This is a genomic window from Spirosoma rhododendri (genome assembly GCF_012849055.1).
Classification (GTDB): Bacteria; Bacteroidota; Bacteroidia; order Cytophagales; family Spirosomataceae; genus Spirosoma; species Spirosoma rhododendri.
Genome location: NZ_CP051677.1, coordinates 5,335,884 through 5,348,262, shown reverse-complemented (window position 1 = coordinate 5,348,262; position 12,379 = coordinate 5,335,884). Strand labels below are relative to the sequence as shown.

Here is a 12,379-nt window from a genome sequence, read left to right as displayed (position 1 = left end):
GTCGCTTTCTACCGACAGTATGCGTACGCTTTTTTACCTGGTACCGGGGTGTTTCCTCTTTCTGACCGCCTGTACAACTACCCCCTCCGGGCCACCCAAACTCGACCGACAGCAGTACACGCTCGACAGCCCGTATCACTGCGACACGATAACCAACAAAGGCATTGACGTATCGGTATCGTATTTTCAGCTGGCCGACGAGTCCGACGCGGGCAAGCGTATCAACGACAGCCTGAAATTGTTGAGCGTGGGCAGCGTTACGAGCTGGCTCGATAGTGCGTCGCTGGCGGGCCACCCCGATGCGCGTATGGATCTGGCGAAAGCGGGTAATCTGTTTCTGGCCGATTACCAGCAGGTGATGGCAGACATGAACGGGATGGGGGGCTGCTGGGACCTCGACACCAAGCTCGACACGCTGTATACCAGTCAGAAAGTGCTGACGGTGCGGATGGAAAATTACGCGTATACCGGTGGAGCCCACCCCAACACCAACGTAATGTTTATGAACTTCGACCGGCAGACGGGCAATGTGCTGGCGCTGACCGACATGGTTTCCGATACGACGGCGTTGCTGACGATCGTGGAACGGGCCTTCCGGAAGGATCAGGGCTTGTTGCCGCAGTACAACCTTGAAGAGCGGGGCTACTTCCTGCGCGACGGTCAATTTTTTCTGCCCGCCAACATTGGTATCGACCGCAAAGGGCTAACGTTCTATTACAACCCCTACGAAATCGCGGCCTACGCGCTCGGCCCCATCGAAGTAACGGTACCCTACGAGCAGCTGGGCGGTATTCTTAAACCCGGCTGGCACTAAATCGGGTCGATTGGTCCGACTTTGGCAGGCAGTTGGGTGGCAGAACCGTGTCCCGGATGAGCCTGCGGCCCTAACAATTCATGAAAACATGGTAGGTTTGCGGTCTGACTTACGGGATTACGGCCCGGATTCGTCAGCACCAACACCATTACCAGTAATGATGCCTACCGCGTACCACTGGCGACGAACAGTTTTGCTGTCGTCGCTACTGTTGCTACTGTTTTTTGGCTTTAAAATCGGCCGGTTCCAGTCGCTCTATTACACCTTCAATGACATGTATATCTTCATTCAGTCGTCGTGTAGCTGGCTGGATGGACGACCGGTACTGTACGAAAATATCTGGGGCTACGACAGCCGAATCCATAACAATTACATCCTGCTGCTGATTGGGCCGCTCATCTATCTGGGCGGAGTATACGGTGCTTTCGCTGTGCTGACGGGGTTGCTCCTGCTCAGTTACGGGCTGTTGCTGCGCACACTGGCCGGGCGGGGGCAGTGGTTCCTCTGGCTTGCCTTCGCCGTGCTGCTGTTCGGCCCGGTCTGGTTCTGGTTCAACGACCATCCGGGCATCGGCTGGCACCCCGAATTGCTTTATTACCCGCTGGTGCTGCTGCTTACGCTGGCCCTGTTTTACGCCGAAACAGCCTGGTACTTCTGGGTGACAGCATTGCTCATTGTGCTGGTTAAGGAAGACGGGGCGCTTATGGCCGGAACGGTTCACCTGTCTTACCTGTGCCTGACGTACCTGCGGGCAAACTCCACCCGGTCGATACTGGGCATACTGAGCAACCGACGCTTCTGGCTGACGGCCGCTGGCTGGGCGCTGGTTTTTGTGGCGGGGATGCTGTTTCTGTCGTATAAAAACCAGTCGGTAAAACCCGAACCCCGGCTGGAGCAGGCACTGACCGCGATCAGGACTGGCCTGACCGACCCGACGTTTATCCGAACCAACCTGCTGCTGCTGGGGCAAACGCTGGCGCTGTTGCTGCCGTCGATCGTGCTGCTGTGGGTCGTGATGAAACGGGCTGATTTCCGGCAGTCGGGCAGTGTATGGCTGATCTACGCGGTGGCGCAGCTGGCACTGCTGGCGTCGAACTGGGTGCAGGGCTCGACGTACTATGGGACAAATCCGCTGTTTTATCTGGTGTCGCTGACCTGGCCCCCGCGCTTCGTTCTGAACTACGCCTTTTCGGTGAGCTTCGTCGTCGCGTTCTGGCTGCTCGTCGGTGCCGATGCCCGCCCGCTGCCGCGCCAATGGGTTATCGGTCTAGCTGTCGTTCTGTTCGTAGTTCAGGTACCGATTGTCAAGCTGTCGCGCCCCGACGTCGATTACAAAACCACCCTGATCGACACGTTTACACACCGGTTCGATCCGTTTAAGGAGCGGCTGTTGCCTGCTGAAGATGTAGCTGTTGTCGAACGGCTGGTCAGGCTTATTCCGCCCCGATCCAGTGTCTTCATGTTCGATTTTCTGATTCCCTTCTTTCATCGGCATTACAACATCTGGCTGACGGGCAAGCAGTGGAAAAATGCGGATGTCGCCATCGTGCCGGTCGATGATTTTCAGGGTTTGACGACCCATTTGCCGCAGGTTATGAAACAACCGTACCGGCGCATCCGGTTACGTATGTACGAAGTGTATGTAACGCCCGCCTACGAACGATACGTAAACCAGGCCATCCATGACAATTGACGAATTTCGCGCATCACTGACGCAGGCGCAGCCACCCGCTGGTGTGTCGCCCCTGTTGGAGGCCCTCTGGTACGACGCCAACGGCGATTGGGAAGCTTCTCACAACATTGCCCAGGCGCGGGAAGGTGAGAAAAACCACGACCGGCTACACGCTTACCTGCACCGCAAGGAAGGCGACGAGTGGAACGCTGGCTATTGGTACCGTCGTGCCAAAGCCCCCGTCTTCACCGGCTCCCTCGACGATGAGTGGAAGGCGCTGGTGACGCAGTGGCTGTAGTTTTGGGAGAAGAAAGAGACACTAAGAAAGAGGATAGATGAAAGATGCTGGCGCAAACCCGCTTTTCATCTATCCTCTTGCTTATTGCCAAAAAAAAAGGCCGCTCTCCGAAGAAAGCGGCCATCGTCTGTCGATGAAAAAGTAATGCTATAATTAGGCTAACGCACTTTCGGCGGTCAGCACGGAATTGACATCGGTAAGGGGCAGGCCAAACGCTTCGGCTACACCGGCGTAGACCACTTTGCCCTCGACTACGTTCAGACCCAGTTGCAGGTCCATGTTGTCGCGGCACGCCTGCTGCCAGCCTTTGTTGGCCAGTTGCAAAGCGTAGGGGAGGGTAGCGTTGGTCAGGGCCACGGTGCTCGTGTAGGGTACCGCACCCGGCATGTTGGCTACGCAATAGTGCACCACGTCGTCGATGATGAACGTCGGATCTTCGTGCGTCGTGGGGTGGCATGTTTCGATACAACCACCCTGATCCACGGCCACGTCGACCAGCACCGTACCCGAACGCATCAGTTTCAGCATGTCGCGGGTGACGAGGTGGGGGGCTTTGGCGCCCGGAATCAGTACGGCACCGATAATCAGATCGCACTCTTTCACCATCGCCCGGATGTTGTATTCGTTCGACATCATCGTGTCGACGTTCGGGGGCATAATGTCCGACAGGTAGCGCAGACGTGGCAGGCTAACGTCCATGATCGTAACGTGAGCACCCAGACCAGCCGCCATTTTTGCCGCCTGCGTCCCGACGATACCACCGCCTAGTACAAGCACGTTGGCGGGTTTCACGCCCGGTACGCCACCCAGCAGGATACCCCGGCCTTTCAGCGGTTTCTCCAGGTATTTGGCACCTTCCTGCACCGCCATCCGGCCCGCTACTTCCGACATCGGCACCAGCAGCGGCAGGCTGCGGTCGGGCCGCTCGACGGTTTCGTAGGCCAGGCAGACAGCTCCTCTTTCCAGCATCGCATTTGTCAGTTCTTCCGACGATGCGAAGTGGAAATACGTGAACAGCAGTTGGTTTTCTTTAATCAGGTTGTATTCCGACGCAATCGGCTCCTTCACCTTCATGATCATCTCGGCAATGCCGTAGACTTCTTCGATGGTTGGCAGCATCTGCGCCCCGGATGCGATGTATTCAGCATCTTCAAAACCGCTACTTACCCCCGCGTTGACCTGCACATAAACGGTATGCCCGTACTTGCGCAGTTCTGTGACACCGGCGGGCGTCAGCGCCACGCGGTTTTCATTGTTTTTGATTTCTTTCGGAACACCAATAACCATGAGGGTAGCCAGATTGAAGTTGATTGCTATTGACAGTACAAAGGTAGGTCAGGTACTATAATTTTCTAGTTAAGGCGCCGTATTTAGGAAAAACGTGTGTTATAATGGATTTATGCAGGAAATAAGTCTGAACATTGATGCTTTACGGGCATATTGCCGTAAAATATCCCGTTGCTCATGATTGACCGTATTGACCGCCAGATTCTCGACCTGCTCCAACAGAACGCCCGCCTGACCATTCAGGAAATCGGGCAGCGCATCAACCTGTCGAAAACGCCCGTTCACGAACGGATCCGACGGCTCGAGCGCGAGGGCATCATCGACCGATACGTGACGATCCTGAACCGAAAAAAGATCGATAATTCGCTGCTTGTCTACTGTCAGGTTACGCTCGACAAACAAACCCGCGATAGCTTCGACACCTACGAAACCGCCGTAAACACACTGTCGAACGTGCTGGAGTGTAATCGCGTATCGGGTACGTTCGATTACCTGATTAAGATCGTCGCCCGAAACATGGAGGACTACAACGAATTTTACCAGGAACAGCTTTCCGTCATACCCGGTACGCTGCATATCAGCAGCTTTTTCGTCATGGCCGAAGTCAAGAATTCGACGGTCGTGCCGGTCGGGTAGGGGTGTGCGTATGGTTCCCGAATCGTCATAGGTTCCTCGCCGGTGTATCAGTAACTCAACCGGTATCAGGAATATGAGACGTTGATTCGTGAGATAACAAGTTGAGACTATGATCAACTCATAATCGGTGCAGTCGATGGGTACCCGCCGACTATCGCCTAAAACGGGCGTTTCAGCATACGGGCAAGACCGATTCACCCTCACTCCTGGCTAGCTTTGTTCTTTTTGCTCTGACGCGGCTTGTAGAGTTGGGCACGGGCATGGTTGCCAGTCGCCTTGACGTCGCGTCGATGATGGGGCGGGATAGTCGACGCCGATATGAAAGTGAAGGGCGTCCTGTTCGGCTACGGGCATCGTCCAGGGGGCGTGGATGTAGGCCGTGGGGCAAACGACCAGTTCGGGTATCCACTGTTTAATGAATACCCCCTCTGGGTCATGGGGCGAGTGGGCGGTTGACGATTATAAGACGGCCCTCAGCGGCAAACTGCTCGTGCCGGAGCCGGGCGCATTTGGGCCTGATTTTGTCATCGAAAAGATAGGGACCGGGCTTTTCGATATACCGAAGGGCAATCATAAAGGGCAGGTAGTGAAGGCATTGAACCCGCTGTCGAGTGCGGCTAAAGCGGGCCTGAAAGAGGGCGATGTTTTTACGTAGACCCTCGATCTGACACCTTTCTATGCCAGCTACGACAAACCGATACAGGTGACCGTTAACCGCAACGGGTCTTTACTATCCTTCTCGTTTCTCCCCCACGGCGAACGGGTCGAGGCCTGGAAATGAACTTTAAAAGAACCCGTCTCTCGGTAAAACGAGCGGGTTATCCTGACTGGTAAAAGCCTTCCGCCACAGGAGCATCATTAGCTGGTTTCGCTCAGCAACTGCAATCCGCGTTTTAGAAAGAGTGCTTTGTCTTTTTTTATCTCGGCTACAATCGCCTGCTGTGTATCACTGATCGTAAAATACTTTTCGGCCCACAGATTGATCTCCGTCATCACGGGCAGCAGGTCGATACCTTTCTGGGTGAGTTTATAGAGCACTTTGGCCTTGCTCTCCGGGTGGTCCAGTTTGGTGATTAACCCGCTCTCTTCCAGCATCTGAAGTCGGCTTGCCAGAATGTTGGTGGCAATTTTCTCCTCTGATTTCAGAAAGTCTCCGTAGGTACATTGTCTTGAAATCATGAGGTCTCTGATAATCAGCAGTGACCACTTATCTCCCCAAATGTCGAGCGAGGAGCTGATGGGGCAGTACGATCTTCTCTTTTTGTCTGGCATAAACTTTTTTCGTCAAATCACTTGCACTATGCAAGTAGGTGTCTACATTTGCACTTGCATAATGCAAGCAAATTTACAGAATAGACGCCGAATACACAATGGCAGACACGTTAATTTTTGAGCCTTACACCCTGAACGGGTTGACGTTATCAAATCGGATGGTGATGGCACCCATGACCCGCAGCCGCGCCAGCAACCCCGGAAACGTGGCGACCGAACTGACCGCCGAATACTACCGCCAACGGGCCACCGCAGGCCTGATTATCACGGAAGGTACGTTTATCAGCCCCGAAGCGGTGGGCGTCATCAACGTACCGGGTATCTACACCCCGGAGCAAATCGACGGCTGGAAGCTGACAACGGATGCCGTGCATCAGGCAGGAGGAACGATTTTCGCCCAGCTCTGGCACACCGGTGCGTACTCCCACCCTGACCTGCACGGGGGCGACAAGCCGCTTGCCCCGTCCGATGTCAATCCGAATCAGCAGGTGTTCACGGCCGAAGGGTTCAAGCCCTCGGAAGCACCGCAACCGATGACACAAACCGACATCGAGCGTACCATTGCCGATTTTCGGAAGGGTACCGTCAATGCGTTCAAAGCTGGTTTCGACGGCGTTGAACTGCATGGTGCCAACGGGTATCTGCTCCAGCAGTTTTTCAGCAAAAACGCCAACCAACGCACCGACGCGTATGGCGGATCGGTGGAAAACCGCGCCCGCATCCTGTTCGATATTCTGGATGAACTCGATGAGGTGATCGACCTGGGCCGCGTGGGTGTTCGGCTCAACCCATCCCTGCACGGCATCATGGGCATCTTGGTCGACGATGAAACGATTGCCCTTTACGAGTACATCGTTGGTCGACTCAACGAGTATCAACTGGCCTACGTCCACCTGATCGAACCGTTTACCGATGTATCTGGCAACCCGGATGCGGTGCCCGACGTGGCCAAACATTTCCGCAATGTCTATAACGGGACCATCATCATCAACCGGGGCTTTACTAAACAAACTGCCAACACCGTGCTGGCCGACAATGACGCTGATCTGGTCTCGTTCGGCGTACCCTTCTTGGCCAATCCTGATCTGGTGGAGCGGTTCAGAACCGATGCTCCGCTGAACGCCCCCGATCAGTCGACGTTTTACACGCCGGGCGAAAAAGGCTACACCGATTACCCCGTTCTCGACGCCGTCGCCAGCTAACGAGCATCAGCCATTTCGCTAAAAAAAGAGCACCATGAACACCTCCGGAAATACGGTATTTATCAGTGGCGGCAGTGCCGGCATCGGTCTGGCCATCGCCAAAAAATTCAGTAAAGCGGGCAACACCGTCATTATCAACGGGCGTAGTGAGGAGCGGTTGCAACAGGCACTGACCGAACTGGATCATGCCGTAGCCATCCAGGGCGATCTATCGGTGGAGGCCGACCGAATCCGGATTGCCACCCAGTTGAAAGAAGCGCACCCTGCGGTCAACATCATCGTCAACAACGCCGGTGCGGCCTTCGGATACCTGCTGAGTGAGACCACCAACGCTCACGAGAAAGCGGCTATCGAAATGAATACGAATTACTTCGCCGTCATCCATTTTACGGAACTGATGCTCCCGCATTTGCTCCGGCAGGAAGAAGCGGCCGTTGTGAACGTAACGTCGATTTCGGTGTTTGGCAGCCACAAATTTTTGCCCACCTACGGGGCCACCAAAGCCGCCCTGCACAGCTATACGGTTGCCCTGCGCTACACCTACGAAGAAAGCAAAAACGTGCAGATCTATGAACTGTACCCGCCGTTGGTGAACACCGAATTCTCGGCCGAAATAGGTGGGGCCAACGGTATTCCGCCTTCGGAAGTCGCCGACGAACTGCTGATTGGGCTGGAAAACAATCAGTTCGACGTACCCGTGGGTGATACGAAACAGTTTTTCCAAACGGCATAGTAAAGACCACACAAACCGCGTCTGAATTAATGACCACACAAACCTACGCTGCGGTTCCGACCGAGTTTATCACCGCTGAAAACGGCATTACCTACGCCTATCGCCGACTTGGCGCAAAGCAGGAAGTTCCCATCATTTATTTCGGTCACCTGGCCTCCAACCTTGACAACGCCGACCCCAGGGTGATGGACGGCATGGCCACGCAGCACGAAATTATTTCGTTCGATTACCGGGGCGTCGGCGCGACATCAGGCGACGATGCCGCATCCATTGCCGACATGGCCAAAGACAGCCTTGCCTTTATCAAGGCACTGGGCTACAACAAGGTCGATATCATGGCTTTCTCGATGGGTGGGTTCATCACGCAGGAATTGATGGCCCTGGAACCAACGTTGGTGCGTAAACTCGTGCTGGCTGGCACCGGTCCCCGTGGTGGCGAAGGTGTAAGTGATGTTGTGGGGCTTACGTACATCGATATGGCCAAGGCACTTTTCACATTCGTCGATCCCAAGTATTATTTATTTTTTACGTCGACCGATAACGGCAAGCAGGCAGCTCACGCATTCTTAGACCGCCTGAAGGAGCGCACCGAAGACCGGGATATCGAGGTAAAATTCAAGACCCTACAGGCCCAGCTTCACGCGATTCGCGACTGGGGTCATGAGCCGCCCGCCGATCTGTCGGGGTTCGACCTGCCTGTATTCATTATCAATGGTGATCACGATCGGATGGTGCCGACACCCAATTCGTACGAGTTGGCGAAACGCTTTCCGAATGCTCAACTCCACATCTACGAAGACGCCGGACACGGGGGCGTATTTCAGTTCCATGATGACTTCGTGAAGCGGTCGCTAGCCTTCTATGCGGCCTGACAGAACGGGTACGTAGCTCAGAACAAGCTATGTACCCGTTTTTTAACCACCCCCTCAACAGTGTACAATCGAACCGTCATCATGAAATCTATAGTAGCCATAGCAACCCTGGTTGCGTGGAATCTGACAACTGGTGTGAGCGTAGTTGCTCAACCGGCCGCACCCCAAAAAATAGCCACCGAGGTTAACTCGGAGGGCCACCTTTCCTCATCCATCCTGCTCTGGATGCGGACCGACAAACCCCGGCAGGCAGGCATGGACCGCTGGAAAGGGCCGCACGCAAAAATCATAGCTGCCACCAAAGGACTGGAAGAATACCGTCAGCTCCACCTGGCCGAAAACAATCCCGGCTTGTGGCCGGCCATCAACGGCGTTGAAACAACAATTCCGACGGAGCGTAAAATTGACGGGGTGGCCGATGTTACGGTAAAAAGTATTTTTTCTCCCAGAGAAGGGAAAAAACAAACTAGGCTGGCCTACAAGGATGAAATAAATCTGTTTAAGCGAACCATCCTGTACGCGGCCCTGGGCGGTTCATCGCGCTGGTACGATTTAGCTCAGCCCAAGGCGAACAGCGACGCCGGAAGCATCGTTTTTCTGCGAATGAAAGACGGCGTCAACGAAGCGGATTTTAAGGCATTTATTAACGACGAGCTGGCCCCCACATTAGCCAACATGCATGTGCTCCGTGAATTGAGAAGCAAGGCGTATCTGCCTTGGCAAGTAAAGCAGTGGAACACGCCCAATGTACTGCATGATAATCCGAAAGAGGTGCAGTTTCAGGGATCGCTGATGCTGGGTTTTGCCAGCAATAACGAGATGGATGCTTTCTTTAAAAGCGATGGTGTCAGAAAGCTGGCCGACCGACTAGCCGTTTTCTGTTCGGCGGTCCACGCGTATGAACTGACAGAAGCCATAACCTTCGTGGAGAACGGCAAAATCATCCGATAAGCCTCCGGAAAAAAAGCAACGTGATGCGGTAACGTCAGCCGCTACTAACCAGACATAAAAAGCGGTCATTTACCGGGAAAATTTACTGACAACGCACTGATAATCATGAAGCTGAAAGAAAAAAGAATACTCATCACCGGGGGGGCGTCGGGGATCGGGCTGGAAGCAGCCAGGCAGTTTTTAGCCCTCGGAGCTACCGTTATCGTCACCGGCCGAAATCAGGCCAAGCTGACCGCCGTGAAGCAGGCCTACCCCACCATCATCACGATTCAGAACGATGTGGCCAACCCGGCCGATTCCGTCGCGCTTTTCGATCAGGTGAAACAACTGGGCGGCATTGACATTCTCTACCACAATGCTGGCGTGGGCGTGCCGCCCCTGAACCTGGGCGTGGCTAATGACGGCCATCATCAGGGAGCCACCTACGAAATGGAGGTGAATTATCTGGGCGTTATCCGGCTGACAAATCTGTTTATGGACATGCTGAAATCGCGCCCGGAAAGTGCCATCATCACCACCACGTCGCTGTTGAGCCTGGTCCCCTCCATCCTCGAAGCGACGTACTCGGCCTCCAAAACGGCGTTGGCGTTCTACACAAAATCGCTACGGACGCATTTGCAGGTTATCGGCAGCTCCGTAAAGGTGTTCGAACTGATCCCCCGCTGGTCGATACGGACATGGTCGCCGACCGGCCTGACAAAAAGCTAAGTCCCGATAAGCTGGTAAGAGCCCTCATCGCCGGGTTGCAGAACGATGAATACACGATCCGGGTAGGCGACACCAAAACCGTCTATCTGATCAATCGCCTTTTCCCCAAACTGGCTTACGAGCTGGTCAATCCGAAGAAAGCCCACCAATCCCTACGATAAACCAATCAGTATGAAAGCCTTTTTTATCAGTCGTTACCAGAAGAAGGAGCCGCTACAGTTTGGGGACATGCCGGAGCCGAAATTGGGCGAAAACGACGTGCTGGTCGGTATTCACGCGACCAGTATAAATCAACTGGATGCCAAAATCAGGGACGGTGAGTTCAAACTCATCCTACCCTACAAACTGCCGCTTATTCTGGGCAACGATGTAGCCGGGGTCGTGATCCGGGTCGGGGCGCGGGTGACCATGTTTAAAGTTGGTGACGAGGTCTACGCCCGGCCCGACAAAGACCGAATCGGTACATTCACCGAATTTATCGCGCTCCACGAGGCCGATATGGCCCTCAAGCCCAAAAACAGCAGCATGGAAGAAGCGGCTTCCATACCCCTTGTCGCGCTGACGGCCTGGCAGGCACTGGTCGAATGGGGCAATCTCAAAAAAGGGCAGAAGGTGTTTATTCAGGCGGGTTCAGGGGGCGTGGGTACGATTGCCATTCAACTGGCAAAGCACCTTGGTGCCACCGTAGCCACCACAACAAGCGCGTCGAACGTTGAACTGGTGAAACGGCTGGGGGCCGATGTCGTAATCGATTACAAAACCCAGGATTTTGAAACCATCCTGAGTGGTTACGACCTTGTTTTGAATAGTCAGGACGCCAAAACGCTCGAAAAATCGCTGCGTATTTTAAAGCCGGGCGGCACGCTCATCTCGATTTCCGGCCCACCCGACCCGGCCTTTGCTGAGGAAATGGACCTGAGTTGGCCGCTTAAAATCGTGCTGACGCTATTGAGTTACAGCACCCGGAAAAAAGCCAGCCGTCTGGGCGTGAATTACTCGTTTCTGTTCATGAAAGCCAGCGGCAACCAGTTGGCCAGGATCACGGCACTGATCGAATCGAATATTATCAAGCCAGTTGTCGACAAAATTTACCCCTTCGAGTCGACCAATGAGGCTATAGCCTACGTAGAAAGCGGCCGGTCGAAAGGGAAAGTCGTCGTCAAAATAAACTAGCTGATAAAGAATTAAGTTGGCCAGCGGTTCTCATCGAACCGGTCGATTGGAGTACTACGAGCCATCACAAAGTCAACGGCTTAGGCTTTTTGGCGAACAGATTGGTTTGATACCGCTTACTCTAAGTCAGAAACACGATCAGCTTTTCGATCCCAATCGGTTCTGTTTAGGAACGGTCGTTGTTTCCAGACAGAACCGATTGGGGTAACGTTTGAGGTTGAATCACCGGATGGGTCGTCAGGTTGCCGGAGGGTCGAGGGACTAGCTACCTATCTGTGAGTTATGGCCAATAGTCTCGCAAAACGCTCATTCAAACATACATTTTCTAAACTACCCGAAAAGGCTACGTAGTTATATCTAATCTTTGCTTCTACAGATACCTATTAAATTAGTAAAGAAGCAATGACCATTACGTTTGAAGATAATGAGCGCTTTCATAAGGATTTGCACATTAGTGTACCAGAACTAAATGAAAACATTCGTGCTGATACCTACTTCTTTGTGCTCGATCAGGGGCTGCTACCTGATGAGGAAACACCAGAGAAAGTGAAGGTTGTACTCCGTTTTTTGTTGAATCATTGGCTCCAGGAAGTCGAATCGCTCGCGGAGGGGAGAGTGCGTTTCTGTTATATGATTTTTCCGATCAATACACAGGCGCTCTGAAAGTTCAACGTCAGGGATATGAAGTGATAATCCGGCTGAGCTGGAGCACGGTCCATTACTCCAGTTATCCCACATTTATTAGTCAAGTCACCATGAAA

16 protein-coding genes are annotated in these 12,379 nt (G+C 53.8%); 13 read left to right on the top strand and 3 right to left on the bottom strand.

The window, feature by feature from the left end; genetic code table 11:
* Positions 1–19: 19 nt before the first annotated feature.
* The 3 genes from HH216_RS22375 to HH216_RS22365 all read left to right on the top strand — a co-directional run bounded on the left by HH216_RS22375 (position 20) and on the right by HH216_RS22365 (position 2,784).
* Positions 20–814 carry a DUF3298 and DUF4163 domain-containing protein gene (locus HH216_RS22375; protein ID WP_169552881.1) on the top strand — a complete coding sequence of 265 codons (795 nt, stop codon included), beginning with the start codon at positions 20–22 and terminating at the stop codon, positions 812–814.
* A gap of 157 nt (positions 815–971) precedes the next feature.
* Complete coding sequence (locus tag HH216_RS22370) at positions 972–2,507, top strand: hypothetical protein (protein ID WP_254448567.1); 1,536 nt, start codon at positions 972–974, stop codon at positions 2,505–2,507.
* Entirely contained in the window at positions 2,497–2,784 is a 288-nt protein-coding gene (locus HH216_RS22365) for a hypothetical protein (RefSeq protein WP_169552880.1), read from the top strand. The genes HH216_RS22370 and HH216_RS22365 overlap by 11 nt, the downstream gene beginning before the upstream one ends.
* A gap of 153 nt (positions 2,785–2,937) precedes the next feature.
* On the opposite strand, the gene ald is transcribed toward HH216_RS22365, so the two are convergent.
* Positions 2,938–4,071 carry an alanine dehydrogenase gene (ald, locus tag HH216_RS22360; RefSeq protein ID WP_169552879.1) on the bottom strand — a complete coding sequence of 378 codons (1,134 nt, stop codon included), beginning with the start codon at positions 4,069–4,071 and terminating at the stop codon, positions 2,938–2,940.
* A 177-nt stretch (positions 4,072–4,248) separates the two neighbouring features.
* Between ald and HH216_RS22355 the strand changes: the two genes are divergently transcribed.
* Positions 4,249–4,707, top strand: coding sequence for an Lrp/AsnC family transcriptional regulator (locus HH216_RS22355; RefSeq protein WP_169552878.1), 459 nt, complete (start codon positions 4,249–4,251; stop codon positions 4,705–4,707).
* 210 nt (positions 4,708–4,917) lie between these two features.
* Here HH216_RS22355 and HH216_RS22350 read toward each other — a convergent pair whose 3' ends face one another.
* On the bottom strand, positions 4,918–5,103 hold the full coding sequence (locus HH216_RS22350; protein WP_254448859.1) for an FAD-binding domain-containing protein: 186 nt from the start codon (positions 5,101–5,103) through the stop codon (positions 4,918–4,920).
* A gap of 19 nt (positions 5,104–5,122) precedes the next feature.
* On the opposite strand from HH216_RS22350, the gene HH216_RS22345 reads away from it, so the two are divergent.
* Complete coding sequence (locus HH216_RS22345) at positions 5,123–5,362, top strand: PDZ domain-containing protein (protein WP_169552877.1); 240 nt, start codon at positions 5,123–5,125, stop codon at positions 5,360–5,362.
* A 203-nt stretch (positions 5,363–5,565) separates the two neighbouring features.
* On the opposite strand, the gene HH216_RS22340 is transcribed toward HH216_RS22345, so the two are convergent.
* On the bottom strand, positions 5,566–5,886 hold the full coding sequence (locus HH216_RS22340) for a winged helix-turn-helix transcriptional regulator (protein WP_254448566.1): 321 nt from the start codon (positions 5,884–5,886) through the stop codon (positions 5,566–5,568).
* A 191-nt stretch (positions 5,887–6,077) separates the two neighbouring features.
* Here HH216_RS22340 and HH216_RS22335 point away from each other — a divergent pair, with 191 nt between their 5' ends.
* The 8 genes from HH216_RS22335 to HH216_RS22305 all read left to right on the top strand — a co-directional run bounded on the left by HH216_RS22335 (position 6,078) and on the right by HH216_RS22305 (position 12,281).
* Positions 6,078–7,181 carry an alkene reductase gene (locus tag HH216_RS22335; protein WP_169552875.1) on the top strand — a complete coding sequence of 368 codons (1,104 nt, stop codon included), beginning with the start codon at positions 6,078–6,080 and terminating at the stop codon, positions 7,179–7,181.
* A 34-nt stretch (positions 7,182–7,215) separates the two neighbouring features.
* Positions 7,216–7,914 (top strand): SDR family oxidoreductase, encoded by a 699-nt coding sequence (locus tag HH216_RS22330; protein ID WP_169552874.1) that lies wholly within the window; start codon positions 7,216–7,218, stop codon positions 7,912–7,914.
* A 29-nt stretch (positions 7,915–7,943) separates the two neighbouring features.
* Entirely contained in the window at positions 7,944–8,786 is an 843-nt protein-coding gene (locus HH216_RS22325; RefSeq protein WP_169552873.1) for an alpha/beta fold hydrolase, read from the top strand.
* Positions 8,787–8,867: 81 nt separating this feature from the next.
* Positions 8,868–9,737, top strand: coding sequence for a strictosidine synthase (locus HH216_RS22320; RefSeq protein ID WP_217371881.1), 870 nt, complete (start codon positions 8,868–8,870; stop codon positions 9,735–9,737).
* A gap of 105 nt (positions 9,738–9,842) precedes the next feature.
* Complete coding sequence (locus HH216_RS22315; RefSeq protein ID WP_217371880.1) at positions 9,843–10,445, top strand: SDR family NAD(P)-dependent oxidoreductase; 603 nt, start codon at positions 9,843–9,845, stop codon at positions 10,443–10,445.
* Positions 10,415–10,606: a hypothetical protein gene (locus tag HH216_RS25605; RefSeq protein ID WP_217371879.1), complete on the top strand. Its 192-nt coding sequence runs from the start codon at positions 10,415–10,417 to the stop codon at positions 10,604–10,606. Before HH216_RS22315 ends, HH216_RS25605 begins: the two co-directional genes overlap by 31 nt.
* Before the next feature lie 10 nt (positions 10,607–10,616).
* Positions 10,617–11,618, top strand: coding sequence for an NADP-dependent oxidoreductase (locus tag HH216_RS22310; protein WP_169552872.1), 1,002 nt, complete (start codon positions 10,617–10,619; stop codon positions 11,616–11,618).
* A 402-nt stretch (positions 11,619–12,020) separates the two neighbouring features.
* Positions 12,021–12,281 (top strand): hypothetical protein, encoded by a 261-nt coding sequence (locus tag HH216_RS22305; RefSeq protein ID WP_169552871.1) that lies wholly within the window; start codon positions 12,021–12,023, stop codon positions 12,279–12,281.
* The last annotated feature ends 98 nt before the right edge of the window (positions 12,282–12,379 follow it).

What these genes read in the sequence shown, in the direction of transcription:
- HH216_RS22365 (WP_169552880.1), top strand. Translation starts at nt 2,497, where the DNA reads ATGACAATTGACGAATTTCGCGCATCACTGACGCAGGCGCAGCCACCC.
- HH216_RS22340 (WP_254448566.1), bottom strand. Translation starts at nt 5,886, where the DNA reads ATGATTTCAAGACAATGTACCTACGGAGACTTTCTGAAATCAGAGGAG.
- HH216_RS25605 (WP_217371879.1), top strand. Translation starts at nt 10,415, where the DNA reads ATGGTCGCCGACCGGCCTGACAAAAAGCTAAGTCCCGATAAGCTGGTA.
- HH216_RS22375 (WP_169552881.1), top strand. Translation starts at nt 20, where the DNA reads ATGCGTACGCTTTTTTACCTGGTACCGGGGTGTTTCCTCTTTCTGACC.
- HH216_RS22335 (WP_169552875.1), top strand. Translation starts at nt 6,078, where the DNA reads ATGGCAGACACGTTAATTTTTGAGCCTTACACCCTGAACGGGTTGACG.
- ald (WP_169552879.1), bottom strand. Translation starts at nt 4,071, where the DNA reads ATGGTTATTGGTGTTCCGAAAGAAATCAAAAACAATGAAAACCGCGTG.
- HH216_RS22355 (WP_169552878.1), top strand. Translation starts at nt 4,249, where the DNA reads ATGATTGACCGTATTGACCGCCAGATTCTCGACCTGCTCCAACAGAAC.
- HH216_RS22305 (WP_169552871.1), top strand. Translation starts at nt 12,021, where the DNA reads ATGACCATTACGTTTGAAGATAATGAGCGCTTTCATAAGGATTTGCAC.
- HH216_RS22345 (WP_169552877.1), top strand. Translation starts at nt 5,123, where the DNA reads ATGAATACCCCCTCTGGGTCATGGGGCGAGTGGGCGGTTGACGATTAT.
- HH216_RS22370 (WP_254448567.1), top strand. Translation starts at nt 972, where the DNA reads ATGATGCCTACCGCGTACCACTGGCGACGAACAGTTTTGCTGTCGTCG.
- HH216_RS22330 (WP_169552874.1), top strand. Translation starts at nt 7,216, where the DNA reads ATGAACACCTCCGGAAATACGGTATTTATCAGTGGCGGCAGTGCCGGC.
- HH216_RS22315 (WP_217371880.1), top strand. Translation starts at nt 9,843, where the DNA reads ATGAAGCTGAAAGAAAAAAGAATACTCATCACCGGGGGGGCGTCGGGG.
- HH216_RS22320 (WP_217371881.1), top strand. Translation starts at nt 8,868, where the DNA reads ATGAAATCTATAGTAGCCATAGCAACCCTGGTTGCGTGGAATCTGACA.
- HH216_RS22325 (WP_169552873.1), top strand. Translation starts at nt 7,944, where the DNA reads ATGACCACACAAACCTACGCTGCGGTTCCGACCGAGTTTATCACCGCT.
- HH216_RS22310 (WP_169552872.1), top strand. Translation starts at nt 10,617, where the DNA reads ATGAAAGCCTTTTTTATCAGTCGTTACCAGAAGAAGGAGCCGCTACAG.